The organism is Curtobacterium sp. MCJR17_055 (genome assembly GCF_003224335.1).
Classification (GTDB): domain Bacteria; phylum Actinomycetota; class Actinomycetes; order Actinomycetales; family Microbacteriaceae; genus Curtobacterium.
Map to the genome: position 1 here is coordinate 361,910 of NZ_QKLF01000001.1, position 26,375 is coordinate 388,284.

Genomic DNA, 26,375 nt, shown 5'->3' on the forward strand with positions numbered 1-26,375 from the left:
CGTTGCTACGCTTCGGGCATGGCGACGCACGAGGTCCAGGCCGTCCGTGAGCAGGGCATGTGGCAGGTGTTCATCGACGGGTTCCCCGTGACCGAGGTCCGCCGGTGGCCGTCCGTCGCGTTCGTGGCCCGCGAGTGGATCTCCCTGACCGACCAGGTCCCCTCCCGCGAGGTCGACCTACACGTGACCGTCATCGGTCGCAACCACTTCGCGCCCGTCGCCTGAGCGGGTCACTCCGCGGCGGCCACCAGCTGCTGCGCTCGCTGGTACGAGACGTCGAGCAGCGGCCCGATCTCGCGAAGGGTGAGCCCGGCCTCGTGCAGTTCCCGGGCCGCTGCTGCCGTCTCGTTCGTGGCGGCTCGTCGTGCTCGGTCGGCCTCGGCCCGCAGCTCCACCGCACGGTCCAGGTGCGCACGGACCGAGTCCGGCAGCACGAACTCGACGTCGAGCGTGAAGCTGTCCGCGTCGCGGTCGTGCATGTTCGCCAACCAGTCGCGGGCCATCAACTCGACGTCGCGCTGCCGTCGCGCCTGCGTCCGCAACTCGTCGTCGATCCACACGAGCCAGGAACGTCCGTCGCGCTGAGCCCGGACGGTGTGCTTCGTGGTCATCGGTCGTCCTCCCCGTCGTCGCACGCACGGATGATCGCGCGCGCCAGCATCTCCCGGATTTCCCGGTGTCGCGGGACCTCGATGCGTGCGCTGCCGAACAGGAACACGTCGTGGCGCCCGCCGTGCCGGAGGAGCACGAACTCGACGCCCCGTCGCTGCGCTCGCTGGTGGAGGGCGCGGATGAGGTCCGCACGCTTCACGGTACGTGTCCAACTCGAGCTGGACAAGTTCGTCTAGCGGCATTGGACGCTCGTGGTGACCCGGCGGCCGGTTCCTGGTGGAGAAGCACAGCAGAACGATCCCCGAACGCAGCACCGCGCCGAGGTCGGGCACCGTCATCTGTGGACGGCCCACCCTCGTCGCCGATCTGGGAAGCAGAGGCGGGCGACCGCAGTCCCCGTCAGGCGACGTGCCAGACGACACCCTCCTGCGCGCTCGACGGGTACGCGGCAGCGATGCGGAACACCGCCTCGCGCAGGGTCTCCGGCGAGCACGCCAGGTTGATCCGGGCGAACCCCCTCCCCTGCGCCCCGAACGGCAAGCCGGAGTTGAGCGCCACGAACGCGTGCTCCCGGAGCTGCACCGCCGGGTCGTCGCCGAGGCCGAGCCCCCGGAAGTCGAGCCAGGCCAGGTACCCGGCCCGCGGTCGCGCGTAGACGACGCCGGGCAGGTGCTCGGCGAGGAGCTTCGCCAGCAGCCGGTCGTTCGCGACGATGCGGTCGACGACGTCGTCGAGCCACCCGACGGCCAGGCTGAAGGCCGCGACGTTCGCGTGCAGCCCGAGGATGCTCGTCCGACAGGCGACCTCCTCCCACAGGGTGTCGAGGAGCTCGGTGGTGCGGGTGTCCCCGGCGACGATGACCGAGCACTTCACGCCGGCGAGGTTCCACCCCTTGCTCGCACTCGTCACGCAGACGCTCCGCGCCCCGAGCGGCTCGGCGATGCTCGCGAACGGCGTGAACTGCACGCCCGGGTGCGTCAGCGGAGCGTGGATCTCATCACTGATGACGAGGACGTCGTACCGGGCGGCCAGCTCCGCGAGCGCGACGAGGTCCGCGCGGTCGTGGACGAGCCCGATCGGGTTGTGCGGGTTGCAGAGCAGGAACACCCGGACCCCGTCGGCGAACGCCCGCTCGAGGCCGTCGAGGTCGAGCCGGTACACACCCCACCGTTCGAGCAGCGGCACCTCCTCGACCTGACATCGGGCCTCCTCGACGAGCTCGAAGAACGGCGGGTACACCGGCGGCGTGATGGCGACGCGACCGCCGTCGGGCAGCGCGAGCCGGAGCGTCTCGACGATGCCGACACTGACGTCCGTCGCCAGGTACACGCGTGCCGGGTCGACGTCCCAGCCCCAGCGGTCGCGGGCGAACGCGGCGAACGCGGGCGCGAGCGGTCCCGGCCCGTCCAGGTACCCGAGGTCCGACTGCTGCACCCGCTCGACGAGCGCCTGCCGGATCTCCGGCGCGACCTCGTGGTCCATCTCGGCGACGAACAGGGGCAGCACGTCGGGCGCGTACCGCGTCCACTTGATGCTCGTGCGGACCCCGCGGAGCGTGCCGACCGGGTCCTGTTCGTCGCTCGCCATGCCGTCCAGCATGCCCCGCCGGGAGGCCCGGCACGAGTCCGGACGTCATCTCGCGTCGTCTGCGGCCCGCGCCGCAGGCGACCGTTCGCACTGGGCGACACCGTTCGGGCCGCCGCCCGCGAACGGTGTCGCCCAGCGTGAACAGCGCCTCCGCCGCACGCCTACTGTCGGCTCCATGACCACGAGCACCGCCGAGAAGGCGACGACCCTCAAGTCCCTGCACGAAGCCCCGCAGATCCTCCGCGTCGTGAACGTCTGGGACGCGATCAGCGCGAAGACGGTCGCGGCCCTGCCCGAGACGCGCGCGATCGCCACCGCCGGGCACTCGATCGCCGCGTCGTACGGGTACCAGGACGGCGGCATGCCGCTCGACCTCGCCCTCACCGGCGCGAAGACCGTCGTCGACGCGGTGGACCTGCCCGTCACCGCGGACCTCGACGACGGGTACGAGGACCCGGCCGAGACGATCCGCCGCGCGATCGGCCTGGGCATCGTCGGCGCGAACGTCGAGGACCGTCTCCGCCCGTTCGACGAGTCGGTCGCCCGTGTCGCCGCGATCATCAAGGCCGCCGAGCAGGAGGGTGTCGACTTCCAGCTGAACGCCCGGACCGACGCCATCGCCCGCGGCGGTGACCGCCCGATCGCGGAGAGCATCGCGGACGCCATCGCGCGCGGCAAGGCGTTCCTCGACGCGGGCGCCCCGCTCGTGTTCGTGCCGGGCGGGCACCAGCGCGAGGTCGTCGAACAGCTCGTCGAGGGCCTGGGCCGCGGCAAGCTCAGCGTCATCGGCCTGCCGGGCGCACTGCCTGCGTCCGAGTACGAAGCGCTCGGCGTCGCCCGCATCTCCTACGGCCCGCTCACACAGCGCGTCGCCCTGCGGGCGCTCCGCGACCTCGCCGCGGACCTCTACCTCGGCGGCGTCGTGCCGGAGGACACCCCGACGCTCAACTGACGGACGCGGCTGCGGAGCCGCAACGAGACGGACGGGAGGCCCGACCCCAGCTGGTCGGACCTCCCGTCCGTCAGTCGGTCGCGTCGGCGACCGGCGTGCTCACCCGAGCGCCGGGTACAGCGCCGGGCTGGTGCGGGCGTGCGTCGCCTGCTCGAACCCGTAGCCGAGGCCGATGACGGTGCCCTCGTCGTAGGAGCGGCCGAGGAACTCGAGGTTCACGCCCGCCCCGGTGATCGTGGCGTCCGCCGCGGTGGCCTGTCCCATCGGGACGGTCACGGCCGGCATGCCGGTGTTCGGGCTGAGGCGCATGTTCGTGCCCTGCGTGCCGTACGGGGTTCCCGACGGGTAGACGAGCGCGTCGAGGTCCTGCGCGTCCATCATCCCGGTGACGACCTGCTTCCCGGTCGCGATCTGCGTGGTGTGCGAGCCCTCCGGTCCCGCCCAGGCCTGGTACTGCGCCTCCGTGATCGCGTTGCGCTGCTGGTACGTGCCCTTCCGGCTCGGTACGTACTCCCCCGAGTCGAGGATGCCCTGCAGGGAGCGCGCGGTGACGTCCGGGTCGAGGTGTTTCGCCACGTACTGGTCCAGGTCGTGCTTGAACTCGTTCGTGCTGCCGCTGCCCTCGCTGAGGACGCGGTTGAACTCGGGCGTCGCGGTGATCGGCACGACGGTCGCACCCTGGGCCTCCAGGGTGGCCCGGGCCTCGGCGAAGAGCCGCGCGGTGGTGCGGTTCGTGCCGACCATCGACGTGACGTAGCCGATCCGCTTCCCCTGCAGCGCCGTCGGGTCGAGGAACTGCGTGTACGAGGTCGGGACCTTGCCCGCCTGGCCCTGCGTGACCGGGTCGGCCGCGTCGATGCCGGTGACGGCGTCGAGCGCCACGGCGGCGTCGGTGACCGAACGGGCGAGCGGGCCGCCGGTGTCCTGGGACAGCGCGAGCGGGATGATGCCGTCGCGGCTCGCGAGACCGACCGTCGGGCGGATGCCGACGAGCTGGTTGTAGGAGGACGGGATGCGGATCGAGCCGCCGGTGTCGGTGCCGAAGCCGATGCCCGCCAGGTTCGCCGCGATCGCCGCGCCCGTGCCGCCGCTGGACCCGCCGGCGGTCTGGTTGGTCACGTAGGGGCTGGCGACGAGGAGCGACGATCCCGCCGGCTGGTTCGAGGAGAACTCGGACACGAACCCGAAGGCGAACTCGTCGAGGCTCGCCTTGGCGAGGACGACCGCCCCGGCGTCGCGGAGGCCGGCGACCATGGCCGCGTCGGTCGTGGTCTGGTTGTCGTCCCAGCAGCCGCAGCCGCCGGTGGTCGGCATGTCCTTCGTGTCGTAGTTGTCCTTCAGCGCGATCGGGACGCCGAGGAGCATGCTCGTCATCCCGTGCGCGGCCCGCTCGGCGTCGGCGGCCTTCGCTGCCGTGAGTGCCGCGGCGTTCGTCGTGACGATCGAGTTGAGCGGCCGCCCGCCCGTCCCGGTGTCCGTGGTGGTCCGGTCGTACGCGGCGATGCGGTCGAGGTAGTCCTGGGTGATCTCGGCCGAGGTCGTGACGCCCGCGTTCATCGCGGCCTGCATGTCGAGCGTCGACGCCTCGACGAGGGTGAACGGCCCGTCGTCGTAGATGATCCGCTGCGACAGACCGGCGACGTCCGGAAGCGTGATCGTGCCGTCCCCGTCGGTGTCGGCCGCCGAGACCGCCGACCAGTCCGCGTCCGCGGTGGTCGCTCCGAGGTGGTCGGACAGGACGGTGAGGTCGGCGGTCGTGACCTGGTCGTCGCCCGTCAGGTCGAGCGCCGTGTAGTACGGGGCGAGCATCGCGGCGGGGCTCGTGTCGACCGCGGCAGGTGCGGCGTTCGCGGCCAGGGAGGGGGTCGCGACGACGGCGGTGCCGACGAGGGCCAGGAGCGCGGCTCCGGCGACGGTGGTGCGACGACGGCGGGTCACGGGGGTTCCTCCGGGGGTTCGGGTCGAGGTGGCGTCGGCCGTCCGGGAGCGGTCGGTGGCGGTCATCGCGCGTCCTCCGTCCGGGTCGCACGGGAGGCACGGCGACGGGCGGCGACGAGGCCCGCGCCGGCGAGCAGCAGCGCGACGCTGGCGGCGATCCAGGGTGCGAGATCGGCACCGGTCCAGGCGAGCGCGCCGCCGGCGGGTGCGGGTGAGGTGTCGGTCACCGGGTCCACGGACCCGCCGGTCCCCGTGCCGGTGCCGGGTCCGCCGGCGCCGCCGGTGCCGCCCGGTGCGGTGGTCGGAGCCGCCGTCGGTGTGCTGGGAGGGCCGGGGGTCGGCGTCGGGCTCGCCGTCGGGACCGCTGCGATCGTCACGGTCGTCGAGGCCGGGTCGGTCAGGGTGGTGGTGCTGCCGTCGCTGGCGACCAGGGTGACGCTCGTGACGGCGAGGTCGACCGTGGCGGGGCTCGTCGCGGTCAGCTCGACCGACGCCGCGAGGTCACCCGACAGCGCGGGCGAGGTGCCGAGGCGGGTGTGCAGGAGCGTGACGGTGTCGCCGTCCTGCTCGACCGAGTCGAACCCGCCGTCCGGACCGGTCGCGCTGCCGTCGACGACCTCGACGGCGTCGGCGTCCGCCGCGATGTCGATCTCGTACGCGAAGACGTCGGACGTGGCCGGCAGGGTCAGGGCGACGTCGACGGTGTCGCCGACCGTCACCGTGGCCGGTGCGGTGATCGTGGCCGTGGTCGCGACCGGGGCCGCGGCGGCCGGTGTCGCCGCGAGGACGGCGAGGCCGACACCTCCCGCGGTGATGACGGCCGTGCGGAGTGTGGTGGTCAGGCGGGTGGTCGTGCGGGAGCGGAGCCGAGTGCGGTGCTGCATCCGTGCGGGTCCTTCGTCGGGGTTCGGGCTGAGCGCTTGCTCAGTGCTCGAACCGTAACGACGGGGTGTTTCGCGCTCGGGCCTCGTCGGTTTCCCACGTGTTACACCTTCGGAGCGGGCTGTCGCTGCCACTGGCATGCGGTCATGCGGCACGGAGACCGGACACGACGGCGAGCGCTGGGCGGGCCTCCTGGCCGGCGGGGCCCGGGAACCGACCGCGCGACTGGACAGACGGACGTCTACGGAGTAGTGTCCTCAGTTGGTGCATTGCAGCGAACCCATCTGACTCGCGCACACCGACCGTCTCGAACCGATCCCCCTGGATCGCATTCCAGCGAGACCACCGCTCCCCGACCGGCGAGCATGCACGTCGAATGTCGACGTGCGCGTCCGCGCTCCTGCGGCCGACGAGACCACGGAGTCCGTCCGGCCCCGCGCGACGCCGAACGACTGAAGAAAGACAGCACCATGACCACGAACGAACACACCATCATCACCGGGACCGCCATCGCGGCGCCCACCGTCTCCCCCGACCGCATCGCCGAGTTCCCCGTGCGTGAGGACCGCTCGCAGCGTGAGTACCTCGTGCGCATGCCCGCCGACGACCTCGGGTTGTTCCTGACGCCCGGCGTCCGCGTCTCCGTCGACGGCGAAGCGGGCTGGGTCGTCCCGGGCCGCTCCTGGCGCGGCGAGGCCAGCCGCACCATCCTGCAGGCGCGCGCCGTGCGTGCGCCTGAGCTGGCACTGGCCGCCTGAGCCGTACGGTCGGGTCCGCCCGACGCCACTCGACACGAGACGCCGTCCCTCCGGGGGCGGCGTTCCGTCGTTCCTGCCCTGCTGGTCGCGGCGCCCGTGGGCGGCAGGCGGCAGGCGGCAAATCGCCGTCGCGCTGGCTCCGACGACCGCAACGGGAGTACCGCTACGACGCTCGCTGGGAGGACGGACACGTGGAGTCCGGGGTCGACCTCGTCGCCCTGTACCGGCGTGCGCCTGCTGACCACAGAGTGGTCGAGCGGGTGATGGAGGAGCATCGCCCCGAGTCGGGTACCGGCCCGTGGGTCCGCTACCCGGCGGCCGGGCTGCTCTGAAGCGCTGACGTGGCGCCGTCGGCGACGTCCCCTGGGTCGCTGGTGTCCACTCCCCGCGCCTGGCGACTCATCCTGTGCCGCTCCCGGAACCCCGGTGCCTACCGTGGGGACCAGGGAGGGCACATCGTGAAGTACATCCACTACGACGGCGCAGACGTCCTCACCGGGGACCTCATCGCGGATGCCGTCGCCGACTACGCAGCCATCCTCGGCGCGAACACCAGGACGGACACGATCGCGGTGCCCTGCGTCGGGGACGACGGGACGCTCGAACGGACCAGGATGCTGGTGGGTCCGTCCAGCGAACTGTTGCTGCGCGAGGCGCCGGACGACCTCCTGGAGCCGGAGGACCCGGCGTTCATCCGGCGGCTCCGGGACGCAGCGGCGCGGTGCGGCGACGTGCTCCCGGTGAACGCAGACGGGCGGACGCTGTTCGTGGGCGCCGCCGACGACGCCTGACGTCGCATCACGGACGAGCACCGGTCCGGCTGGGCATCACGCCGTCGAGGGGTCAGGGCCGGCAGCGCCGCGCAGGACTTCCTCGTCCGTGGCCGTGCCGCCGAACGGGTACTGCACCCAGTGCTCCCGGTCGCCCGACTCGAACAGCTCGACGGCTCGGGACCGGCAGTGCTGCTCGTCGTTCCGGGAACCGCCGGGGGCGATGCCGAGCGCGTCGCGCAGTCCTGCAGTGTCCACCACGAACGAGGTCCCTGCGCCGCTCGACACCTCCCACGTGGTGACGCCGGCGGTGAACAGGAACCGGCGCTGCGGTCGTCCTGCGACGCGGAAGTACCGCGTCTCCGGTGGGCCCGGCTCCGGAGCGCGCGACGAGGTCGGCGACGTCATCGCAGGTCCCAACTCGGCTGGGGGTCCTGGGAGTACCCGGAGTACCCGGCCACCCGGCTCTGCTCCATGTCGTAGTACGCGCTCGGTCCGAGTGGATCGACCCCTGCTGGGCGCAGCGCTTCGTCCGGAGCGCCGATGTCGACGATGTCCTTGCCCTGCATCTTCTGGTAGTCCACCCATTTCTCGTTCGCCCAGAGGTGCACCCGCTCGTGGACCGACGTGGGGAGGTGCGCCTCTGTCCAGTCGTAGACCCGGGACGGCAGCGCCTCGTACGAGGAGTACCCGTGCGCAGCTCCGTAGGGATGGACGCGGTACTCCATGCTGCGCCCCATGACCGCCGTGTCGGCGGAGGCGTTCCGCGTCACCGCACCCATGATGCCCTCGCTGACCTTCTGGCCCACGGCTCCACCGGCGCCGCCGGTGACGGTCCCCGCGAGCGCACCCTGGCCCGTGGCGGAGAGCGCTCCGGTGACCGAGTGCGGGCCAGGCCCGGTGTAGTAGCCGTACGCTCCCTGGACGCCGCCACCGATCCCGCCGGAGCTGGCACCCGCGACGACCGACGCCTTCATCCCGGTCAGTCCCGCCCGGGCTGCGATGCCCGCACCGCCGAACCCGCCGAGGGCGCCGCTGAGCGCGACCTCGCCCCAGTCGACCTCGCCCGTCGTGGCCTTCTGGATGATCGTGTCGGCTCCGGCGCTGATCAGCATCATCCCCGCCGGGCCGCCCACACCGGTCGCCATGAGCACGCCGCCGGCGACGACCATGGCACCCCCGGCGAAGTACTCCCAGTTGTCGGCGAAGAAGTCACCGGCGGCAGCGAACGCGCCGCGCGATGCCGAGCTGTCGTACGCCTTCAGTTCTGCGTCGGTGAGCGGGCGGAGTCCGGTCGGGTCGACGGCCCCGAGCGGGTCGTTGCCCGCGTACGCGTACGGGTTGCCGTCCCACCCGGCGGCGATGACCGGGGGCAGCGGATCAGCGGACAGGAAGCCCCGGGCGGTCGGGTCGTACACACGCGCACCGAGCCACTCGAAACCCGCGACGACGAGCCCACCCGTCGCCGTGACCCCGATGTCGTCCGGGAACCCGGATGCGGCGGTCGACGAGCCGACGATCCCGGTGACCGCCCAGGGATCGCCGACGTCCGTCGCCCGTGCTCCACGCCACTGGTCGGTGGTCCAGGTCGTCCCGACCGCGGTGAGCCCTGCGGGCAGCCCGAGCACCCGCTCGCCTCCCACCGCCACGAGGGTCGGTACGGCGGCGGCCGTGTCCCACCAGACCGACGCGTCGTCGACCTCCGCGAGTTCGCCGAGTGCGTCGACCCACAGGCGGTGTTCCGTCGCGGGGTGGTCGCTCGTGCCGGGGACGGGACGGTGCACGACCTCGGCCAGACGACCGATCGTGCCCCAGCCGTACTCGGTCGTCGCCCCGTCCGGGTCGATGACGGCCACGCGCCGCCCCAGGGCGTCGTGCAGGTACTCGCTGCGCGACCCGTCCGGGTGCTCCGTCGAACGGATCTGCCCCGCTGCGTCGTACTCGTGTGTCGTCGTGCCGTCGGGGCCGGACTCCGCGACCAGGCGTCCGCCGAGGTCGTACTCCCACGTCGACCGGCCCGCGTCCGTCTCCACCGCGACGAGTTGCCCCGCGGCGTCGTACTCGACCGTGGTCACACGGGCCGGACCGTCGTCCGGGCCCTGCCGGGTGACCCGGGAGACCCTCCCGTGGTCGTCACGCTCGACGAGGGTCGCACCGCTCCCGCCCGTGTGCCGGATCATGAACCCGTCGTGGAAGGCCCAGCTCTGCACGTGCCCACCGGCACGCGCGGCGATGCACCGACCGCTCGCGTCGCGGTCGAACTTGACACGGCCGAGTCCCGGGTGCTCGATGGCGACCGCCCGTCCGGCTGCGTCACGCGTCCACGTCGTCCGCACGCCGTTCGTGTCGGTCGACGCGATGCGCTCGCCGTCCGGTCCGTACTCCCAGGTCATGCCCCAGCCGTCCCGGGTCCGGGAGGTGAGCAGACCACGACCGTCGAAGCGCAGTTCGTGGTCGACGACCCTGCCGTCGTCGCGCGTGTGGTCGTGCACGACGACCCGACGCCGGGCGGCGTCGTGCTCGACGACCGACACCAGCCGACCGTCGACCGAGGTGCTGACCGGCCGCCCGGACGCGTCGTGCGTCCACGTGGTGGTGCGGCCGTCCGCATCCGTCCGCGAGATCGGTCGGCCTGCCGCGTCGTACCGGAGGACCGTTCGGCGCGTGAGGGGGTCGGTGATGCCGGTGACCTGGCCGAGGTCGTCGTACTGGTACTCGGTGACGGCTCCGGTCGGCCCCGTGACCCGGGTGATCCGCCCGAGGTCGTCGTGGTCGTACGAGGTGACGCCACCGACCCCGTTCACCGTGCGGACGAGCTGCCCGACGGCGTCGTAGGTGAAGCGACGCGTACCGAAGGCGGGGCCCCGGGTCGCGACGAGCCGCCCGACCCGGTCGTACTCGAACCGCGTGGTCCCGACCCCGGGCACCCGCTGCACCGTGAGGCGTCCGACCGCGTCGTACTCGAAGTGCTCGGACTCGCCCGTCGGGAACGTCCTGGCGACGAGACGCTGATCGGCGTCCCAGACGAGTTCCGTGACCCCGCCGACCGGGTCGGTGGTCCGCCACGGGCGACCGCACGCGTCGTACTCGTACGCCGTGGTCGCGCCGGAGGCCGCCACGACGGCGACGACCCGACCGGCCGGATCGCGTTCGAGCGTCGTCAAGCCGCCCTCGCCGTCGACGAGTTCGACCGCGTTGCCCGCCGCGTCGTAGGTGACGAGTTCGGCCGAGCCGTCCTCGGCCTCGACCCGCACCGGGCGGCCGTACTCGTCGAAGCGGACCGTGGTGCGGGCGAAGGCGTCGGCGATCGTGACGGTGCCGGTGTCGCGCTCCGTCGTCGCCGAGGTCCGGAGTCCGGTCGGGTCGATGCTCGCCGTCAGGTTCCCGGCCACGTCGTACTCGCGCGACCAGGTGCCGCCAGCGGGGTCCATGACGCTCGTGAGCCGCGAGAGCGCATCGTGCGCGAACGCACACCTCCCGCCACCCGGGAGCACGACCGCGGCCACGTTGCCCAGGTCGTCGAACTCGCGCTCGACGGTCCTGCCGAGCGCATCGGTGGTGCGGACGAGCTCGCCGTTCGCTCCGTACTCGAACCGGGTCCGCGCGCCCGTCGGGTCCACGACCGCCGTGGGCCGTCCCGCAGGGTCGTGCTCGAACCGCCACTTCGCACCGTCCGCGTCGGTCCGCTGCACGAGCAGCCCCGCTCCGTCGTACCGGTACTCGGTGCGCGCACCCGACGGACTGACGGCAGCGGTCGGACGTCCCGCGGCGTCGCGCTCGGTCCGGGACGTCTCCCCCGAGGCGTTCCGGATCGCGACGAGGTCACCGGCCCGGTCGTACGCGAAGTGCAGCGGCACGCCGGTCGGGTCGACGACCCTGAGCAGCCGACCGCGATCCCACTCCAGTTCGGTGCGCCCACCGAGGGCGTCGTGGATGACCGACGGGTTCCGCGACACGTCATCGGGGTACTCGTAGCTGATGACCGATCCCGACGCGGTGACGAAGGTGGTCACCCGGTCCTGCGCGTCGTACCCCCAGGTCAGGTCCGCACCCTCGGCGGTGACCGTGCGCGTCCGCCGACCGCGCTCGTCGTGGGCGTGGACCGTGACGGACCCGTCTCGACGCGTGGACGAGACCAGGTTGCCCGAAGCGTCGTACGTCATCGACTGCCGCTGGTCGGCGGAGTCGAGCATCCCGACCAGGCGTCCCTTCGCGTCCGCGATCCACGAGTTCGACCGGGTGCCGTCCTCGTCCGACACAGCGGTCACGCGACCGGGGAGGTAGGCGAACCTCGTGCGCCGCCCGTACTGGGACACCTGCAGGACGACACGTCCTTGCTCGTCGTAGGTGTTCTCGGCCTCGACCACGCCGGCGGCCGAGACGACAGCGGCGATGAGGCCGTCCTCGTTCCACCGGTACGTCCGTGTCCCGAGTGCACCGGTCACGCGGCCGAGGTACCCGTTCTCGTACCCGTACTCCATCCGGCGTCCGTCCGACGCACGGACCACGGCCACGCGCCCGCCGACGTACTCCACCTCGAGGTTCCGGCCGAACTCGTGCTCGAGGCGGATGACGGCACCCGAACCGTCACGGCTGACCGTGGTGGTCTCGCCGTGCCCACGTCCGGACGCGAGCCAGCGACCGGTCGGGTCGAACGCCCACCACCCGCCCTGGTTGTCGCGCACGACGAGACGGGCCCCGTCGGGACCCTCGCCCGGCTCCCGGTGCAGCCAGGAGTTCTCGCCGACAGCACGACCGAAGCCGTCACCGTCGCGCGGGTAGTCGACTGCTCGCCCGTCGTCCCGGACCCAGCGGGCACCGGTGTCGGACAGCAGGAGCGCCTGGTCGAGGACCGATGCCCATCCCGGTCCGAACACCCCCGGCGTCCCGAGCGCGGACGGCATCGAGTTGTACATGCGCGTCAAGGCCAGGCCGGATGCCCCGACGAAGGCCAGGTCCGTCTCCGGCTCGAGGAAGTTGCCGGTCGACGTGTTCACCGGGTCGTTCGCGTACCCGCTGGTGGGCATCGCACCCGCCGCGGTCGGCGGGTCGATCTGGAGGCTCGAACGGCTCGCCGAGACGCCGGCCGCCTGCAGTGCCGCGCCGAGCGCTGCGTCGCTCAGGGTCGAGACCGCCCCGGCGCCGCCGGCGGCCTCGAAGGCGGCGGCGATCGTGTCGGCCCAGGAGGCGTCCTCGGCGTTCGCGCTGAGGTACCGGCGGTAGGCGCCCACCACTCCGGCCGCATCGATGTGGCCCCATGAACAGTCGCTCGCGAAGTCGGCGAGCGCCGCCTCGATGCCGCCCGGGGCCGCCGCGAGGGCGTCGTCGAGCCCGCGGGATCCGGTTGCGAAGGACCGCATGTCCTCCGGCCGCGCAGAGGAAGTACCACCTCCGCCTCCGCCTCCACCGCCACCGGGAGCCGGGGTCTGGCGGGAGCCGGTCGAGGCCTGGGCAGCAGGGAAGGTCGGGGCCGGTCCGGGATCGACGTTCGGACGCTCGTCCTCACCGAACCAGAAGTCGTGGAACTGGTCGCCGAAGTCCTTGTTGTTGTGCCGGTGGACCCACTCGTTGTTCTCCTTGCGGCGGGCGTCCTCCTCGTGACCGGCCGCGATCATCTTGCCGACGTACCCGGCGACCGTGCGGAGGGCACTGGCGAGGTTCGACGCGTCCTGCGACGCCGTGGTGGCGTTCGTGGCGAACAACTCCGAGAAGTGGCCCTCGAAGTCGTGCTTCGCCGTCGAGACGTACGAGGCCCGGGATCCAGCCTGCCCTTCGAGCCGAGCCGCTTCTGCCAGGAGCTTCGACTGCAGTGCCGAAGCGGTGGAGTACGTGAACTTCCCACCGTTGGACGAATCCGACTGCGGGAGCAGTGGCACCTCGACGAATTCGGTCATGACCGGCACTCCCCCGTGTTGCTTCCCCGGGCCGGGTTGCCGACCCGCCGCGCATCGCGCGCGACGGCTCCACCGTACCCACCGGTGGCGACGAGCACCACGGGTGCGGGCAGGACACCGGGCCTCAGTTGTTGAAGCGGAACTCCACCACGTCGCCGTCCTGCATGACGTAGTCCTTGCCCTCGATGCGGGCCTTCCCCTGCGCACGGGCCTCGGCGATGGAGCCGGTGGCGATGAGGTCGTCGAACGAGATGACCTCCGCCTTGATGAAGCCCTTCTCGAAGTCCGTGTGGATCACACCGGCAGCCTGGGGCGCCTTCCACCCCTTGCCGATCGTCCACGCACGCGACTCCTTCGGACCGGCAGTCAGGTACGTCTGCAGCCCGAGCGTCTCGAACCCGATGCGCGCGAGCTGGTCGAGACCGGACTCGGTCTGACCGGTGGACTCGAGGAGCTCCGCGGCGTCCGCCGGGTCGAGGTCGATGAGCTCGGACTCCACCTGGGCGTCGAGGAACACCGCGTTCGCCGGGGCGACGAGGGCGGCGAGCTCGGCCTTGCGGGCCTCGTCGGTCAGGATCGCCTCGTCGACGTTGAACACGAAGATGAAGGGCTTGGCGCTGAGCAGCCCGAGCTCCTTGATCGGCTCGAGGTCGATCGAGGTCGCGGAGAGCAGCACGCCCTTCTCGAGCTCGGCACGGGCGTCGCGGGCGGTCTCGAGCACGATCGGCTCGGCCTGCTTCAGCTTGAGCATCTTCTCGTACCGCGGGAGCGCCTTGTCGATGGTCTCCATGTCGGCGAGGATCAGCTCGGTGTTGATGACCTCGAGGTCGTCCGCCGGCGAGACCTTGTTCGCCACGTGCACGACGTCGTCGTCGGTGAAGCCGCGGACGACCTGCGCGATGGCGTCGGCTTCGCGGATGTTGGCGAGGAACTTGTTGCCGAGGCCCTCGCCCTCGCTCGCGCCCTTGACGATGCCGGCGATGTCGACGAACGACACCGGCGCGGGCACGGTCTTCTCCGAGCCGAACAGCTCCGCGAGCTGGTCGAGACGCGGGTCCGGCAGGTTCACCACCCCGACGTTCGGCTCGATGGTGGCGAACGGGTAGTTGGCCGCGAGCACCTGGTTCTTGGTCAGGGCGTTGAACAGGGTCGACTTGCCGACGTTCGGGAGACCGACGATTCCGATGGTGAGTGCCACGGGAGGAGAGCCTACCGGCGGCGGCGTGACGGGGCCGCCCCTGGGTCCCGCCGCCGGTTCCGAGCCGACGCGCCGGCGACGGACAGGCCGTGCCGGTGGGGAGCCTCCAGTGTGTCCGTCAGCCGCCGCTGGACGTGGGATCCAGCGTGGCGTACCAGATCGCCGCGATGACGAGCCCGCGGAACCCGGCGAGGGCGCCGACGGCGATCGCGACGCAGGTGCCGGCGAGCACGAGGGCCAGGCTGATCGCCCGTCGTGCGGTGCGCGGCGGTGCGTCGACGACCTCGGCCTGCGCCAACAGGTCGTCGAGGTCGCGTGGGTCGGCCATGACGGGAGGCTACCGCCGCCCGCCTGGTCGGACCAGGGCCGCCACCTGCTCCTCGACGACGCTCAGCACCTCGACCTGGAGGCGCTGGGAGCGTCGCCAGTCACCGGGGACCTCGAGCGCGTGGTCGGCTCCGTCGACGGTCACGAGACGCGCCCGGGTGTGCGTGACACGGTCGGGCCGCCACATGGGATCGGCGGAACCGCCGACCGCGACGTGTCCGTCGTTGACCGTGGCGAGCGCGTCGCGCACCGTGTCGTCGGTGAGCACCGGGGTCAGCCACACGCCGGGGACCTCGTGCGCCACCGCCCAGGGCAGGGCGGAGCACCCGAAGACTTGGCGACCACCAGGTCGGGCAGCCGGTCGCCGAGCGCGGTGGCGACGTGTTGCGTGACGAAGCCGACCGGGTCGGCGCGGGCAGCGTCGTCGACCGTCCAGTCGGGTGCGAGGACCGCACAGCCGCACTCCCGCGCGATGGTCGTCGACCACCGGAGGAGCGGAGCCTGCTGTCCGTACCCGGCGCCCGCCAGGACGAGGACGAGCGGGGTGCGTGCGGGACCGGTCTCCATCGCCACAGCGTACGAGCGGGGACTCCCGCTGCCGGCACCACGCCGCGCTCGATTCCGGAGTTGTCGTATCCCCGTGCGACGATCGATCGCGTGTTGAACTTCACCGCGATCGACTTCGAGACCGCGAACAACTCGCCCGCCAGCGCGTGTTCCGTGGGTCTCGTCAAGGTGCGCGGCGGCCGCGTCGTGGAACGGGCCTCCTGGTTCATCCGCCCGCCCGCCGGGCATGACGCGTTCCTCGAGTGGAACACGCGGATCCACGGGATCGTCGAGTCGGACGTCACCCACGCCAAGACGTGGGAGCAGCAGTACCCGGACATCGTGGCGTTCGCGGAGGGCGACGTGCTCGTCGCACACAACGCCCGCTTCGACATGGGCGTCATCGCGGGTGGGTGTGCGGCGACGGGGATCGACATCGCCGAGCACCACTCGATGTGCTCGCTGGCGGTCGCACGGAAGACGTACACGCTGGACTCGTACCGCCTGCCGTCGGCCGCGACGGCAGCGGGCTTCTCCGGCTTCCAGCACCACGACGCGGCGGCCGACGCCGAGGCCTGCGCCGCCATCGTCGTCCACGCGGCCGGGTTCCACGGCGTCCCGACGGTGGAGGCGCTCGGCGCCGTGACCCGCGTCACGATCAACCCGGTCCGCGCCCGTGTCGAGAAGCCGAAGGCGACCACGCCGCAGCCGCGGCTGTCACGCCGCCCCATGGTCTTCTCGGACTGACCGCGGTCCGACGGGCCCCGTCCGGCCCGTCGCACGGCTCGCCGCCGGCCGGGAGGCCCGGTGTCGGTGGGACCTGCCAGGGTCGCGTCATGCAGATCCTCGCCCTGGTCATCGGTCTCGTGATCGGCATCGCCGTCGGGGCCGTGGTCGCGTGGTCACTCGCCCGGTCCCGTGCCGGAGTGGACGCAGCGACCGCGAACGCGACGGCGGACGGCCTCCGTTCCCAACTCGACGCGGCCCGACGTGACGCCGAGGAGCGGCTCGACGCGCAGGACGCGCAGTACCGCCGACAGGTCGACTCCCTCGAGCGCCGGGCGGCCGAATTGGAGCACCTCGTGCAGCGCATGCACGGCGCCGAGTCGAACCGGGCGCAGGACGAGTCGAAGGTGCTCTCCGCGCTCAGCCCGGTCGCCGACACGTTGCAGGTCATGCGGGAGAAGATCGCCGAGCTCGAGCGCTCCCGCAGCGAGCAGTACGGCGCCCTGTCGGCGCAGCTCCGGTCGGCCGCCGAGTCCGAGGAACGCCTCCGTGCCACGGCCGAGACCCTCGCGAGCGCGCTGTCGTCGAACAGCACGCGCGGGGTGTGGGGCGAGACGCAGTTGCGGAACGTGGTCGAGGCCGCCGGGCTCCTCGAACGGGTCGACTTCGACGTGCAGTCGTCGGTGACCACCACGGCGGGGGCGGCCCGCCCGGACATGATCGTGCACCTACCCGGCGGGAAGAACATCGCCGTCGACGCCAAGGTGCCGTTCGCCGCGTACCTGCAGGCGATGGACATCCCGGCGTCCGCGACGGGGGCGGAAGGTGCGCGGCGCGGACACCTCATGGCGCAGCACGTCAGGGCACTCCGGGCGCACGTCGACGCCCTGGCGGCCCGGGAGTACTGGTCGGGCTACGACGCCTCCCCCGAGCTGACGGTGGCGTTCATCCCGTCGGAGTCCCTCATCGCGAGCGCCCTGGCCGCCGACCCCGGCCTGCTCGACCACGCGTTCCGCAAGCGGGTGGCACTGGCTTCGCCCGTGACGCTGTGGTCCGTGCTGAAGACCGTCGCGTTCTCGTGGCAGCAGGACGTCGTCACGCAGGAGGCACGCGAGCTGTTCCGGGTGTCCCGCGAGTTGCACGGGCGGCTGTCGACCATGGCCGGGCACGTGGACAAGCTCGGCCGCTCGATCCGCGGTGCCGTGGTCGACTACAACCGCTTCGTCGGCTCACTCGAGCGGCAGGTGCTCCCGAGTGCCCGTCGACTGTCGCTGCTCGACGAGTCGAAGGTCATCGCGGACCCGACGTCGATCGAGGACGAGCCGCGGTTGCTGACGGCGCCGGAGCTCGTCGCGAGCACTGAGCGCGACTGAGCGGGGCCGGGGCCGGGGCCGGGACCGGGACCGGGACCGGGACCGGGACCGGGACCACGAAAACCCGCTCGAACCACGGGAGTACGTGGTTCGAGCGGGTTCTCCTTGTGCGGATCCTCGGCGCGCCGCGGGTCAGCGGATCAGAACCACTTCTCGGCGCGGTGGTCCGCCTGGATGCGGCGGATCGTGTTCGAGCGGGACCGGAGCACGAGCGAGTCGGTGTGGATGACGCCGCGCGAACGACGGACACCGTCGACGAGGACGCCGTCGGTGACACCGGTCGCGACGAAGAACGTGTTGTCGCCCGTGACCAGGTCGTCCTGGTCGAGCACCTTGTCGAGGTCGTGACCGGCGGCGACGGCGCGCTCGCGCTCCTCGTCGTCCTTCGGCTGGAGCTTGCCGAGGATCACGCCGTCGAGCGCCTTGATCGCGCAGGCGGTGATGATGCCCTCGGGCGTGCCGCCGACGCCGACGCACATGTCGATGTTCGACCCGGGCAGCGCCGCCGCGATGCCACCGGCGACGTCACCGTCGAGCAGCAGTCGGGTACCGGCACCGGTCGCGCGGATCTGACGGATGAGTTCGTCGTGGCGCGGCCGGTCGAGGACGGCGACGACCATGTCCTCGAGGTCCTTGCCCTTCGCCTTGGCGAGCGCACGGATGTTCTCGCCGATGGGCTTCTCGAGGTCCAGGACCCCGCGGCCCTCGGGCCCGGCGGCGATCTTGTCCATGTAGAACACGGCGGACGGGTCGTACATGGAGCCGCGGTCCGAGACGGCCATGACGGAGATGGCGTTCTGTCGCCCGGCGGCGGTCAGCGAGGTGCCGTCGATCGGGTCGACCGCGATGTCGCAGGCCGGGCCGTGGCCGTTGCCCACGTGCTCGCCGTTGTAGAGCATCGGGGCGTTGTCCTTCTCGCCCTCACCGATGACGACGACGCCGTCGAAGTTCACCGTGCCGAGGAACTTGCGCATCGCGTCGACGGCGGCACCGTCGGCGAGGTTCTTCTCACCACGTCCGACCCACGGCTGTGCCCGGATCGCGGCGGCCTCCGTCGCACGCACGAGTTCGAGCGCCAGGTTGCGGTCGGGCTGGAGGAACAGGGAGCCGGTCTCAGTCGTGGGAGTCACGACCCGAGCCTACCGACCGCCACCCTCCCGGCCTCCCCGCGCGCACGGATGTGCACACCGTGCTCCGTCCACAGGTGCCGACCACATCCACCGCCCACCAACCGCCCCTGACTAGCATCGGTTGCGACATCACCGAAGAAGTCGAAGGAGAACCCAGTGCCCATCGCAACGCCGGACCAGTACGCCGAGATGATCGACCGCGCGAAGGCCGGGAAGTTCGCTTACCCCGCGGTCAACGTGTCATCGTCCCAGACCATCAACGCGGTCCTCCAGGGTCTGACCGAGGCCGGCTCCGACGGCATCATCCAGGTCACGACCGGCGGCGCGGACTACTTCGCCGGGCACACGGTCAAGAACCGAGCAGCCGGCGCCCTCGCGATGGCCGCCTTCGCGCACGAGGTCGCGAAGAACTACCCGATCACGGTCGCGCTGCACACGGACCACTGCCCGAAGGACGCCCTGGACGGCTTCGTGCTCCCGCTCATCGCGGCGAGCGAGGAAGAGGTCCGCGCTGGCCGCAACCCGATCTTCCAGTCGCACATGTGGGACGGGTCGGCGGTCCCCCTCGACGAGAACATCGAGATCGCCAAGACGATGATCGAGAAGACGCGGAACATCAACGCCATCCTCGAGGTCGAGATCGGCGTCGTCGGCGGCGAAGAGGACGGCGTGCAGCACGAGGGCACGAACGACGCGCTCTACACGACCTCGGGCGACGTCGAGCGGGTCGTCGAGGCACTCGGTATGGGCGACCAGGGCCGCTGGATCGCCGCGCTGACCTTCGGCAACGTGCACGGCGTCTACAAGCCGGGCAACGTGAAGCTCCGGCCCGAACTCCTCGGCGAGATCCAGGACGCCATCGCGCAGAAGCACGGCACCGGTCAGAACCCGCTCGACCTCGTCTTCCACGGCGGTTCGGGGTCGACCGACGACGAGATCCACCAGGCGGTCCGCAACGGCGTCATCAAGATGAACATCGACACGGACACGCAGTACGCGTTCACGCGGTCGATCGCCGGCTCGATGTTCTCCAACTACGAAGGCGTCCTCAAGATCGACGGCGAGGTCGGCAACAAGAAGCAGTACGACCCGCGCGCCTGGGGCAAGGTCGCCGAGACGGCGATGGCCGCCCGCGTCGTCGAGGCCACGAAGGTCCTCGGGTCCGCGGGTCAGTCCCAGAGCTGAGCAGCGAGCACCCGGCCCGGACCGGGAGGCACGGGGCACGTCCGACGGACGTGCCCCGTTCTGCGTCCCGTGGCCTCTGCTGCGTCCGCCCACTGCCGCCGTGCCACGATGGACGGATGACCGTCGACGCCATCGCCAGCGAGTTCGCCCACTTCGTCACGGAGTCGCCGACCGCGTTCCACGCCGCCTCGGTCGCGCGCGACCGCCTGGTGGCTGCCGGGTTCACCGACCTCGCCGAGACCGACGCATGGCCGACCGAGCCCGGGGCCTACGTCGTCGTCCGCGACGGCGCGGTCATCGCCTGGCGTCTCCCCGGAGGAGCCACGGCGACGACGCCGTTCCGCATCCTCGGCGCGCACACCGACTCCCCCGGGTTCCGGATCAAGCCGAACCCGTCCGTCCGTGTCGGCGGCTGGGAACAGCTCAACGTCGAGGTCTACGGCGGCCCGGTCCTGTCGACGTGGTTCGACCGTGATCTCCGCATCGCCGGACGGGTCGTCCACGCCGACGGCACCGCGAGCCTGTTCGACACCGTGGACGCCGTCGCGCGGATCCCCAACCTCGCGATCCACCTCGACCGCGGCGCGAACGACGGCCCGGGCATCGACAAGCAGCGCCACACGCTGCCGATCGTGGGCACCGACGGGACCACCGGCGGCACCGACGTCGAGGCGTGGCTGCGCTCCCGACTCGGCGAGACGGCCGTGGCGTGGGACCTGTTCCTCGCCGACTCGCAGGCCCCGTCGCGGATCGGCATCGACCGCGCGTTCCTGGCGTCGGGCCGGATGGACAACCTGACGAGCGTGCACGCCGGCCTCCGCGGGATCGTCGAGGCGCCGGGCGACGGCGACCACATCCCGGTGTTCGCCGCGTTCGACCACGAGGAGATCGGGTCCTCGTCGCCGTCCGGTGCCGGCGGGCCGTTCCTCGAGGACGTCCTCGCCCGCGTGCAGGAGGGGCTCGGGGCGAGCCGCTCCGAGTCCGCCCGCGCCTTCCGGGCATCGTGGCTGCTGTCGAGCGACGCGGGGCACCTGGTGCACCCGAACTTCTCCGAGAAGCACGACCCGACCAACCGCCCGCGCCCGGGCGGTGGCCCGCTCCTGAAGATCAGCGCGAACCAGCGGTACATGACCGAGGCGAAGGGCACCGCCGTGTTCGCGGCGGCGTGCGAGTCCGCGGGCGTGGCGTTCCAGCCGTTCGTCAACGTGAACACGATCCCGGGCGGCTCGACGATCGGACCGATCGCGGCGACGCGTCTCGGCATCCCGACGATCGACATCGGCGTCGGTCTGCTCTCGATGCACTCGGTGCGGGAACTCGTGCACGTCGATGACCTCGCCGACCTGCACGGGGCGGTCGCCGCCTTCCTCGCCTGACGGCGTGGCATCGGCGCTGGGCCTAGCCTCCGGCGGCCTGCCGCATCATCGCTGCGACGAACCCGTCGTCCCGGAAGACCACGGCGGCGAACACCACCGCGCTGAGCAGGGTCGCCACCGCTCCCCCGAGCAACGGCACCCAGAAGCTCCTCCGACCTGCGCGGAGCCGGACGACGGACCACCAGAGGACGAGCGCGAAGACCACGAGCATGACGACCGAACTGATCATCGCCGCGCCGTTGAGCGCTCCGGGGTCCTGCAGAGCGGTGTAGTTCGTCTCGAGCTCCTCGCGCACCGTCGAGGCGACGGACCCGATCGAGAGTGACTGGACGACGCTCACGAGCCCCATGCCGAGGAGCACGAAGGTCAGCAGCACGTCCACGGGGGACGCGCCGAGCCGTCGGGCGGACGCGGCGTCCCCGGTGGTCGCCGTCCGGTCGGCCGTCGCAGCAGCTCGTGCTCGGACAGCGGGACGACCCGACCCGCCGGTGGCCCCGGGAGCGGCCGACGCGGCAGCGCGCTCGCGGTCCTCGCGTTCCTGACGTTCCTGTTCGACGAGGACCGGGTTCACCCAGCCCTCGGGCGCGTACTCGCCGTACTGCGGAGCCGGTCGCCCAGCCGGGACGGCGCCCGGGGTCTGCGTGGCGGCACCCGCGGTATCGGGGGCGATCCGGGCCTCCTGAGCGTCCACGGCCGTGGTCCCGCGCGGCGGGACGACGTCCCACCCGGTCGGGCGTCCGTCCGGAGCGCTCATCGGGTGCGCCCGCCCAGCGGACGCGTCGGCTTGCCGTCGGCGTCGGTGCGGAGTTCGCGCGGGAGGGAAAACATGAGGTCCTCGTGCGCGGTGACGACTTCCTCGACCGTGCCGTAGCCGGCGTCGGCGAGTTGGTCGAGCACCTCGGCGACCAGGACCTCCGGGACGGAGGCGCCGCTGGTCACGCCGACGGTCTCGACCCCGTCGAGCCATTCCTGCCGGATCTCCTCGGCGTAGTCGACCCGGTGCGCGTCCTTGGCGCCGTACTCCAGGGCGACGTCGACGAGGCGCACGCTGTTCGACGAGTTCGCGGACCCGACCACGATGACCAGGTCCGCGGCGGGTGCGACCTTCTTGACCGCGACCTGCCGGTTCTGGGTGGCGTAGCAGATGTCGTCGGAGGGCGGGTTCTCGATCGACGGGTACTTCTCCCGCAGGAGCCGGACCGTCTCCATCGTCTCGTCGACGCTCAACGTGGTCTGTGACAACCACACGAGGTTGTCCGGATCGGGGACCTCGAGCGCGGCGACGTCGGCCGGGCCGTTCACCAGGATCGTCCGCTCGGGCGCGTGACCCATGGTGCCCTCGACCTCTTCGTGGCCGGCGTGCCCGATCAGGATGATGGTGCGCTCCGCCTTCGCGAACCGGGAGGCCTCGCGGTGGACCTTCGTCACGAGCGGGCAGGTGGCGTCGATGGCGTGCAGGTCGCGTGCAGCGGCTCCGGCCACCACCGCCGGGGAGACACCGTGCGCGCTGAAGACGACGTGCGACCCGCGGGGCACCTCGGCGACGTCGTCGACGAACACGGCGCCGCGCTGCTCGAGTGTGGAGACCACGTGGACGTTGTGGACGATCTGCTTCCGGACGTACACCGGCTCGCCGTACTGCTCGAGCGCCTTCTCGACCGCGACCACGGCGCGGTCGACCCCCGCGCAGTAGCCGCGCGGCGCCGCGAGCAGCACCCGCTTGCTCCCGCTGACCGGCAGGTCACGCAGGCGTCCGCGCGCTGCGGGGACCCGCGGCGGGGCGAGCGGGACCGAGTGGCCGTTGGTGATCGTCACGTCCCCGATGATAGGTGAGCAGGACCCGCGCAGCCTGGGCACGGACGAGCCCGTGGAGAACGCGCGGACGGCCGGGATGTCACCGGCGTCCGACACCATGGTCCGCACGACCGGGAGGAGCACGATGGCGATCGAACAGGGGCCGCCCACGGCGGAGGACCCGTGGCCCGTCGCGCTGCTCGGCGCGAAGCTCCGCGACTGGATCGACCGCCTCGGCGTCGCCTGGGTCGAGGGTGAGATCACGCAGTGGAACGTCGCCGGCGGCAACGTCTACGGCAAGCTCAAGGACGTCGAGGTCGACGCGACCGTGTCCTTCTCCATCTGGTCGAGCGTCCGCTCCCGGGTGCCCACCGACCTCAAGCAGGGCGACCGCGTCGTCGCCGCCGTCAAGCCGAACTACTGGGTCAAGGGCGGCTCGCTGACCATGCAGGTGGTCGAGATGAAGCACGTCGGGCTGGGCGACCTGCTCGAACGGCTCGAGCGGTTGCGGCGTGCCCTGGCGGAGGAGGGGCTGTTCGACCCGTCCCGCAAGAAGCGTCTGCCCTTCCTGCCGCACCGCATCGGCCTCATCACCGGCAAGGACTCCGACGCCGAGAAGGACGTCAAGCGGAACGCCCAGCTGCGGTGGCCGCAGGTCGAGTTCCGGACGGTGCACACGGCGGTGCAGGGCGACCGTGCCGTGGCCGAGGTGACCGCGGCGATCCAGGAGCTCGACGCCGACCCGGAGGTCGACGTCATCATCGTCGCTCGTGGTGGCGGCGACTTCCAGAACCTGCTGGGCTTCAGCGACGAAGGCCTCGTCCGCGCGGCCGCCGCGGCGACGACACCGCTCGTGTCGGCGATCGGGCACGAAGCCGACCGGCCGATCCTCGACGAGGTCGCCGACCTCCGGGCCTCCACCCCGACCGACGCGGCGAAGCGGGTCGTCCCGGACGTGGCCGAGGAGCTCGCGAACGTCCGTCAGGCCCGAGCCCGTCTCGGCCTGCGGCTCTCGCACACCCTGTCGGTCGAGGCGGACCGGATCGCCGCGCTGCGGTCCCGGCCCGCGCTCGCCTCGACGGCCTGGCTGGTGGACACACGTGCCGAGGAGGTCGCCCGTGACCTCTCCCGCGCCCGGGAGCTGCTCGACCGTCGGATCGAGCGGTCCCACTCCGACGTCGGGCACCTGACGGGGCGGCTCCGGGCCCTGTCCCCGCGCGACACCCTCCGACGCGGGTACGCGATCGTGCAGACGCAGGACGGCGCGGTGGTCCGCGGCGCGGACGAGCTCCACGGCGCCACCGCGGTGCACGTGACGCTCGGAGCGGGGACCGCGGTCGGCACGCTGGAAGCGGACGGGCCCGGTCCGGACGGATCGGGCGCCGGCGGGGCGGCCGAGGACGCCGCCTGACGCGGGAGGCCCGCCCCGGTCGGTCCGTTCCGGCTCGGAGGCCCGTCCCGACCTCCCGGGCGACGCTCCGCCCGCCTCGGCGCGAGTTCTCCACGGACCCCGCCGGACAGCGGAACCGTCGGTGGCGGCTCGGTAGGATCGGACCGTGTCTTCCGAGCAGCAGTCCGAGCAGCCCGACGTCCGCTCGTTGAGCTACGAGGCGGCGCGTGACGAACTCGTCCGTGTCGTCTCCGAACTCGAGCAGGGGTCCGCGACCCTCGAGCGTTCCCTCGGGCTGTGGGAGCGCGGGGAAGCCCTGGCTGCTCGCTGCGAGGAGTGGCTCATGGGGGCCCGCGCGCGCCTCGACGCTGCGCGTGCCGCAACGGAGGACCGTCCCACGGCCGACGACTCCGCGGTCGGTGGTGCCCGATGACCGATCCGGACACCGGTCGACCGATCGTCGCCGAGCTCGGCCGCCCGGAGACCGCCGAGGAGACCTGGGCGCGGAAGGACACCGCCCGTCGTGCGCGGCGTGAGCACCAGACGGCGTTCAACCTCGTCCTGGCGCTCATCGCGTCGCTCGGCATCGTGCTCTTCCTGGTGGCGGTCGTGGTGCGACCCGACCAGGCCGTCGACCGCGCCGTGGACTACCGCCAGGTGGCACAGCAGGCGGACGTGTCCGGTGCCACCCTCCTGGTCCCGACGCTGCCGTCCTCGTACACCTCGAACCACGCCGACTACGAGTCGGGCTCCGCTCGTGGGGTCGCCGTCTGGACGATCGGCCTGCTGACGCCGGACTCGCAGTACATCGGCATGCACCAGGGGATCGACGCGAACGACACCTGGATCGCCGACCAACTGGACCAGAAGCCGGCGACCGGCTCCCGCGACATCGGTGGCGTCGAGTGGACCGTCTACGACCGTCGCGACGAGGGCAAGGACGCGGGCAACAACGCGTACGCCCTCGTGACGACCTCCGGTCGGGACACCGTCGTGCTCGCCGGCACCGCAGACGACCGCTCGTTCCGCACCGTCGCGACCGCGATCGGCGAGGAACTCCGGAACTAGCCGCCGGCGGCCGGTCCTGCGGCCGACCGCGGCCAGCACCGGCCGAGAACCACCACGAACCCGTCCCGAGAACCCGAACGCCCGAGGAACGACACACGATGACCGACCGCGCCGCCTCCACCCCCGCCGAGGCCCTCCGACTCCTCGTCGAGGGCAACGCACGCTTCGCCGCCGACAAGCGCCGGACCGGGCGGATCGACCCCGAGCGTCGCTCGGAGCTGCAGGGCTCGCAGGCTCCGTTCGCCACCGTCCTCGGCTGCTCCGACTCACGCGTGCCGTTCGAGCACGTGTTCGACGCCGGCATCGGGGACGTGTTCGCGATCCGGAACGCCGGACAGATCGTGGACGAGGTCGTGCTCGGCTCCATCGAGTTCGCCGTCGTCGCGCTCGGCACGCCCCTGGTGGTCGTGCTCCGGCACACCAAGTGTGGAGCCGTCGCCGCTGCCCGGTCGGGTGAGCCCGTGCCCGCGCCGCACCTGCAGGCCCTCGTCGACGCCATCACGCCGAGCGTCGAGCGTGTCCGCGCCACGGACCCGGACGTCGCGCAGGAGTCGGTCGGTGCCGCACACCTCGAGTCGAGCCTGAAGACGATCCTCGACCGCTCCGGCGCGGTGTCCGACGCCATCGCGGAGGGTAGGTTGGCCGTGGTCGGCGCGACCTACGACCTCACCACGGGAGAGGTCACGATCGACACCGTCGTCGGACAGGCCTGACGGGTCCGTGCGGCGGACGCCTGCCCCGTGGGGACACGGGTGGGCGCCCGGACGGACCACGTCCGACGACGACACCGCCCCGGCAGCGACGAGCCGCCGAGCGGACACCGACACCGCCCGCGACCGCGACCCGGTGTGAGCACCACGAGGAAGGAC

The 26,375-nt window shown here is 72.0% G+C and carries 27 protein-coding genes; 13 read left to right on the forward strand and 14 right to left on the reverse strand.

Annotated elements, in window-relative coordinates; genetic code table 11:
• Positions 1–18: 18 nt before the first annotated feature.
• Positions 19–225, forward strand: coding sequence for a hypothetical protein (locus DEJ16_RS01680; protein ID WP_110823655.1), 207 nt, complete (start codon positions 19–21; stop codon positions 223–225).
• Positions 226–230: 5 nt separating this feature from the next.
• Here DEJ16_RS01680 and DEJ16_RS01685 read toward each other — a convergent pair whose 3' ends face one another.
• The 3 genes from DEJ16_RS01685 to DEJ16_RS01695 form a co-directional block, all read right to left on the reverse strand.
• Entirely contained in the window at positions 231–611 is a 381-nt protein-coding gene (locus tag DEJ16_RS01685; protein WP_110823654.1) for a hypothetical protein, read from the reverse strand.
• Positions 608–811, reverse strand: a complete 204-nt coding sequence (locus tag DEJ16_RS01690) for a type II toxin-antitoxin system HicA family toxin (RefSeq protein WP_110823653.1) — start codon at positions 809–811, stop codon at positions 608–610. The genes DEJ16_RS01685 and DEJ16_RS01690 overlap by 4 nt, the downstream gene beginning before the upstream one ends.
• A 200-nt stretch (positions 812–1,011) precedes the next feature.
• Positions 1,012–2,199 (reverse strand): MalY/PatB family protein, encoded by a 1,188-nt coding sequence (locus tag DEJ16_RS01695; protein ID WP_258365744.1) that lies wholly within the window; start codon positions 2,197–2,199, stop codon positions 1,012–1,014.
• 175 nt (positions 2,200–2,374) lie between these two features.
• Between DEJ16_RS01695 and DEJ16_RS01700 the strand changes: the two genes are divergently transcribed.
• Positions 2,375–3,151 carry an isocitrate lyase/phosphoenolpyruvate mutase family protein gene (locus DEJ16_RS01700; RefSeq protein ID WP_110823651.1) on the forward strand — a complete coding sequence of 259 codons (777 nt, stop codon included), beginning with the start codon at positions 2,375–2,377 and terminating at the stop codon, positions 3,149–3,151.
• Between the two features lie 99 nt (positions 3,152–3,250).
• Here the strand turns inward: DEJ16_RS01700 and DEJ16_RS01705 are convergent, their stop codons facing one another.
• Positions 3,251–5,155 carry an amidase family protein gene (locus DEJ16_RS01705; protein ID WP_110823650.1) on the reverse strand — a complete coding sequence of 635 codons (1,905 nt, stop codon included), beginning with the start codon at positions 5,153–5,155 and terminating at the stop codon, positions 3,251–3,253.
• On the reverse strand, positions 5,152–5,973 hold the full coding sequence (locus DEJ16_RS15420; protein WP_110823649.1) for a cohesin domain-containing protein: 822 nt from the start codon (positions 5,971–5,973) through the stop codon (positions 5,152–5,154). Before DEJ16_RS15420 ends, DEJ16_RS01705 begins: the two co-directional genes overlap by 4 nt.
• Before the next feature lie 468 nt (positions 5,974–6,441).
• On the opposite strand from DEJ16_RS15420, the gene DEJ16_RS15425 reads away from it, so the two are divergent.
• The 3 genes from DEJ16_RS15425 to DEJ16_RS01715 all read left to right on the forward strand — a co-directional run bounded on the left by DEJ16_RS15425 (position 6,442) and on the right by DEJ16_RS01715 (position 7,520).
• Positions 6,442–6,729: a hypothetical protein gene (locus DEJ16_RS15425; RefSeq protein WP_146232777.1), complete on the forward strand. Its 288-nt coding sequence runs from the start codon at positions 6,442–6,444 to the stop codon at positions 6,727–6,729.
• A gap of 191 nt (positions 6,730–6,920) precedes the next feature.
• The gene (locus tag DEJ16_RS15620; protein WP_181419409.1) at positions 6,921–7,061 is read left to right on the forward strand and encodes a hypothetical protein; all 141 of its coding nucleotides are present in this window, start codon (positions 6,921–6,923) and stop codon (positions 7,059–7,061) included.
• Between the two features lie 126 nt (positions 7,062–7,187).
• Positions 7,188–7,520, forward strand: coding sequence for a hypothetical protein (locus DEJ16_RS01715; RefSeq protein WP_110823648.1), 333 nt, complete (start codon positions 7,188–7,190; stop codon positions 7,518–7,520).
• A 36-nt stretch (positions 7,521–7,556) separates the two neighbouring features.
• On the opposite strand, the gene DEJ16_RS01720 is transcribed toward DEJ16_RS01715, so the two are convergent.
• From DEJ16_RS01720 to DEJ16_RS01745, 6 genes are all read right to left on the reverse strand, one after another.
• Positions 7,557–7,907, reverse strand: coding sequence for a hypothetical protein (locus DEJ16_RS01720; RefSeq protein ID WP_110823647.1), 351 nt, complete (start codon positions 7,905–7,907; stop codon positions 7,557–7,559).
• Positions 7,904–13,393 carry a DUF6531 domain-containing protein gene (locus DEJ16_RS01725; protein WP_110823646.1) on the reverse strand — a complete coding sequence of 1,830 codons (5,490 nt, stop codon included), beginning with the start codon at positions 13,391–13,393 and terminating at the stop codon, positions 7,904–7,906. The genes DEJ16_RS01720 and DEJ16_RS01725 overlap by 4 nt, the downstream gene beginning before the upstream one ends.
• Positions 13,394–13,517: 124 nt before the next feature.
• Positions 13,518–14,591: a redox-regulated ATPase YchF gene (ychF, locus tag DEJ16_RS01730; protein ID WP_110823645.1), complete on the reverse strand. Its 1,074-nt coding sequence runs from the start codon at positions 14,589–14,591 to the stop codon at positions 13,518–13,520.
• Between the two features lie 118 nt (positions 14,592–14,709).
• Entirely contained in the window at positions 14,710–14,919 is a 210-nt protein-coding gene (locus DEJ16_RS01735; RefSeq protein ID WP_110823644.1) for a hypothetical protein, read from the reverse strand.
• Between the two features lie 9 nt (positions 14,920–14,928).
• Entirely contained in the window at positions 14,929–15,186 is a 258-nt protein-coding gene (locus DEJ16_RS01740; RefSeq protein WP_146238000.1) for a hypothetical protein, read from the reverse strand.
• A 5-nt stretch (positions 15,187–15,191) separates the two neighbouring features.
• Entirely contained in the window at positions 15,192–15,485 is a 294-nt protein-coding gene (locus tag DEJ16_RS01745; protein WP_110823642.1) for a hypothetical protein, read from the reverse strand.
• Positions 15,486–15,575: 90 nt separating this feature from the next.
• Between DEJ16_RS01745 and DEJ16_RS01750 the strand changes: the two genes are divergently transcribed.
• Together DEJ16_RS01750 and rmuC are read left to right on the forward strand one after the other, a co-directional pair.
• Positions 15,576–16,211, forward strand: coding sequence for an exonuclease domain-containing protein (locus tag DEJ16_RS01750; RefSeq protein ID WP_309146402.1), 636 nt, complete (start codon positions 15,576–15,578; stop codon positions 16,209–16,211).
• A gap of 89 nt (positions 16,212–16,300) precedes the next feature.
• Entirely contained in the window at positions 16,301–17,563 is a 1,263-nt protein-coding gene (gene rmuC, locus DEJ16_RS01755; protein WP_110823640.1) for a DNA recombination protein RmuC, read from the forward strand.
• A 140-nt stretch (positions 17,564–17,703) separates the two neighbouring features.
• On the opposite strand, the gene glpX is transcribed toward rmuC, so the two are convergent.
• Positions 17,704–18,693, reverse strand: a complete 990-nt coding sequence (gene glpX / locus DEJ16_RS01765; protein ID WP_110823639.1) for a class II fructose-bisphosphatase — start codon at positions 18,691–18,693, stop codon at positions 17,704–17,706.
• A 156-nt stretch (positions 18,694–18,849) separates the two neighbouring features.
• Here glpX and fbaA point away from each other — a divergent pair, with 156 nt between their 5' ends.
• Both fbaA and DEJ16_RS01775 read left to right on the forward strand, forming a co-directional pair.
• A complete protein-coding gene (fbaA, locus tag DEJ16_RS01770) occupies positions 18,850–19,878 on the forward strand; it encodes a class II fructose-bisphosphate aldolase (RefSeq protein ID WP_110823638.1) in 1,029 nt (342 codons plus the stop codon).
• 116 nt (positions 19,879–19,994) lie between these two features.
• The gene (locus DEJ16_RS01775; RefSeq protein WP_110823637.1) at positions 19,995–21,254 is read left to right on the forward strand and encodes a M18 family aminopeptidase; all 1,260 of its coding nucleotides are present in this window, start codon (positions 19,995–19,997) and stop codon (positions 21,252–21,254) included.
• A 22-nt stretch (positions 21,255–21,276) separates the two neighbouring features.
• Here the strand turns inward: DEJ16_RS01775 and DEJ16_RS01780 are convergent, their stop codons facing one another.
• Both DEJ16_RS01780 and DEJ16_RS01785 read right to left on the reverse strand, forming a co-directional pair.
• Positions 21,277–22,008, reverse strand: coding sequence for a DUF6264 family protein (locus DEJ16_RS01780; RefSeq protein ID WP_110823636.1), 732 nt, complete (start codon positions 22,006–22,008; stop codon positions 21,277–21,279).
• Complete coding sequence (locus DEJ16_RS01785; RefSeq protein ID WP_110823986.1) at positions 22,005–23,069, reverse strand: 4-hydroxy-3-methylbut-2-enyl diphosphate reductase; 1,065 nt, start codon at positions 23,067–23,069, stop codon at positions 22,005–22,007. The genes DEJ16_RS01780 and DEJ16_RS01785 overlap by 4 nt, the downstream gene beginning before the upstream one ends.
• 124 nt (positions 23,070–23,193) lie before the next feature.
• Between DEJ16_RS01785 and xseA the strand changes: the two genes are divergently transcribed.
• The 4 genes from xseA (at position 23,194) to DEJ16_RS01805 (ending at position 26,219) form a co-directional block, all read left to right on the forward strand.
• Complete coding sequence (gene xseA / locus DEJ16_RS01790; RefSeq protein WP_110823635.1) at positions 23,194–24,459, forward strand: exodeoxyribonuclease VII large subunit; 1,266 nt, start codon at positions 23,194–23,196, stop codon at positions 24,457–24,459.
• 145 nt (positions 24,460–24,604) lie between these two features.
• Positions 24,605–24,871 carry an exodeoxyribonuclease VII small subunit gene (locus DEJ16_RS01795; RefSeq protein WP_110823634.1) on the forward strand — a complete coding sequence of 89 codons (267 nt, stop codon included), beginning with the start codon at positions 24,605–24,607 and terminating at the stop codon, positions 24,869–24,871.
• Positions 24,868–25,506 (forward strand): DUF4245 domain-containing protein, encoded by a 639-nt coding sequence (locus DEJ16_RS01800; RefSeq protein ID WP_110823633.1) that lies wholly within the window; start codon positions 24,868–24,870, stop codon positions 25,504–25,506. The genes DEJ16_RS01795 and DEJ16_RS01800 overlap by 4 nt, the downstream gene beginning before the upstream one ends.
• A gap of 98 nt (positions 25,507–25,604) precedes the next feature.
• Positions 25,605–26,219 carry a carbonic anhydrase gene (locus DEJ16_RS01805; protein ID WP_110823632.1) on the forward strand — a complete coding sequence of 205 codons (615 nt, stop codon included), beginning with the start codon at positions 25,605–25,607 and terminating at the stop codon, positions 26,217–26,219.
• Positions 26,220–26,375: the final 156 nt, after the last annotated feature.

Excerpts from the sequence above, each read along its gene's own strand:
- DEJ16_RS01680 (WP_110823655.1), top strand. The coding sequence starts at position 19 with ATGGCGACGCACGAGGTCCAGGCCGTCCGTGAGCAGGGCATGTGGCAG.
- DEJ16_RS01685 (WP_110823654.1), bottom strand. The coding sequence starts at position 611 with ATGACCACGAAGCACACCGTCCGGGCTCAGCGCGACGGACGTTCCTGG.
- DEJ16_RS01695 (WP_258365744.1), bottom strand. The coding sequence starts at position 2,199 with ATGGCGAGCGACGAACAGGACCCGGTCGGCACGCTCCGCGGGGTCCGC.
- DEJ16_RS01700 (WP_110823651.1), top strand. The coding sequence starts at position 2,375 with ATGACCACGAGCACCGCCGAGAAGGCGACGACCCTCAAGTCCCTGCAC.
- DEJ16_RS01705 (WP_110823650.1), bottom strand. The coding sequence starts at position 5,155 with ATGACCGCCACCGACCGCTCCCGGACGGCCGACGCCACCTCGACCCGA.
- DEJ16_RS15420 (WP_110823649.1), bottom strand. The coding sequence starts at position 5,973 with ATGCAGCACCGCACTCGGCTCCGCTCCCGCACGACCACCCGCCTGACC.
- DEJ16_RS15425 (WP_146232777.1), top strand. The coding sequence starts at position 6,442 with ATGACCACGAACGAACACACCATCATCACCGGGACCGCCATCGCGGCG.
- DEJ16_RS01720 (WP_110823647.1), bottom strand. The coding sequence starts at position 7,907 with ATGACGTCGCCGACCTCGTCGCGCGCTCCGGAGCCGGGCCCACCGGAG.
- DEJ16_RS01725 (WP_110823646.1), bottom strand. The coding sequence starts at position 13,393 with ATGACCGAATTCGTCGAGGTGCCACTGCTCCCGCAGTCGGATTCGTCC.
- DEJ16_RS01735 (WP_110823644.1), bottom strand. The coding sequence starts at position 14,919 with ATGGCCGACCCACGCGACCTCGACGACCTGTTGGCGCAGGCCGAGGTC.
- DEJ16_RS01745 (WP_110823642.1), bottom strand. The coding sequence starts at position 15,485 with ATGGAGACCGGTCCCGCACGCACCCCGCTCGTCCTCGTCCTGGCGGGC.
- rmuC (WP_110823640.1), top strand. The coding sequence starts at position 16,301 with ATGCAGATCCTCGCCCTGGTCATCGGTCTCGTGATCGGCATCGCCGTC.
- DEJ16_RS01775 (WP_110823637.1), top strand. The coding sequence starts at position 19,995 with ATGACCGTCGACGCCATCGCCAGCGAGTTCGCCCACTTCGTCACGGAG.
- DEJ16_RS01780 (WP_110823636.1), bottom strand. The coding sequence starts at position 22,008 with ATGAGCGCTCCGGACGGACGCCCGACCGGGTGGGACGTCGTCCCGCCG.
- xseA (WP_110823635.1), top strand. The coding sequence starts at position 23,194 with ATGGCGATCGAACAGGGGCCGCCCACGGCGGAGGACCCGTGGCCCGTC.
- DEJ16_RS01800 (WP_110823633.1), top strand. The coding sequence starts at position 24,868 with ATGACCGATCCGGACACCGGTCGACCGATCGTCGCCGAGCTCGGCCGC.
- DEJ16_RS01805 (WP_110823632.1), top strand. The coding sequence starts at position 25,605 with ATGACCGACCGCGCCGCCTCCACCCCCGCCGAGGCCCTCCGACTCCTC.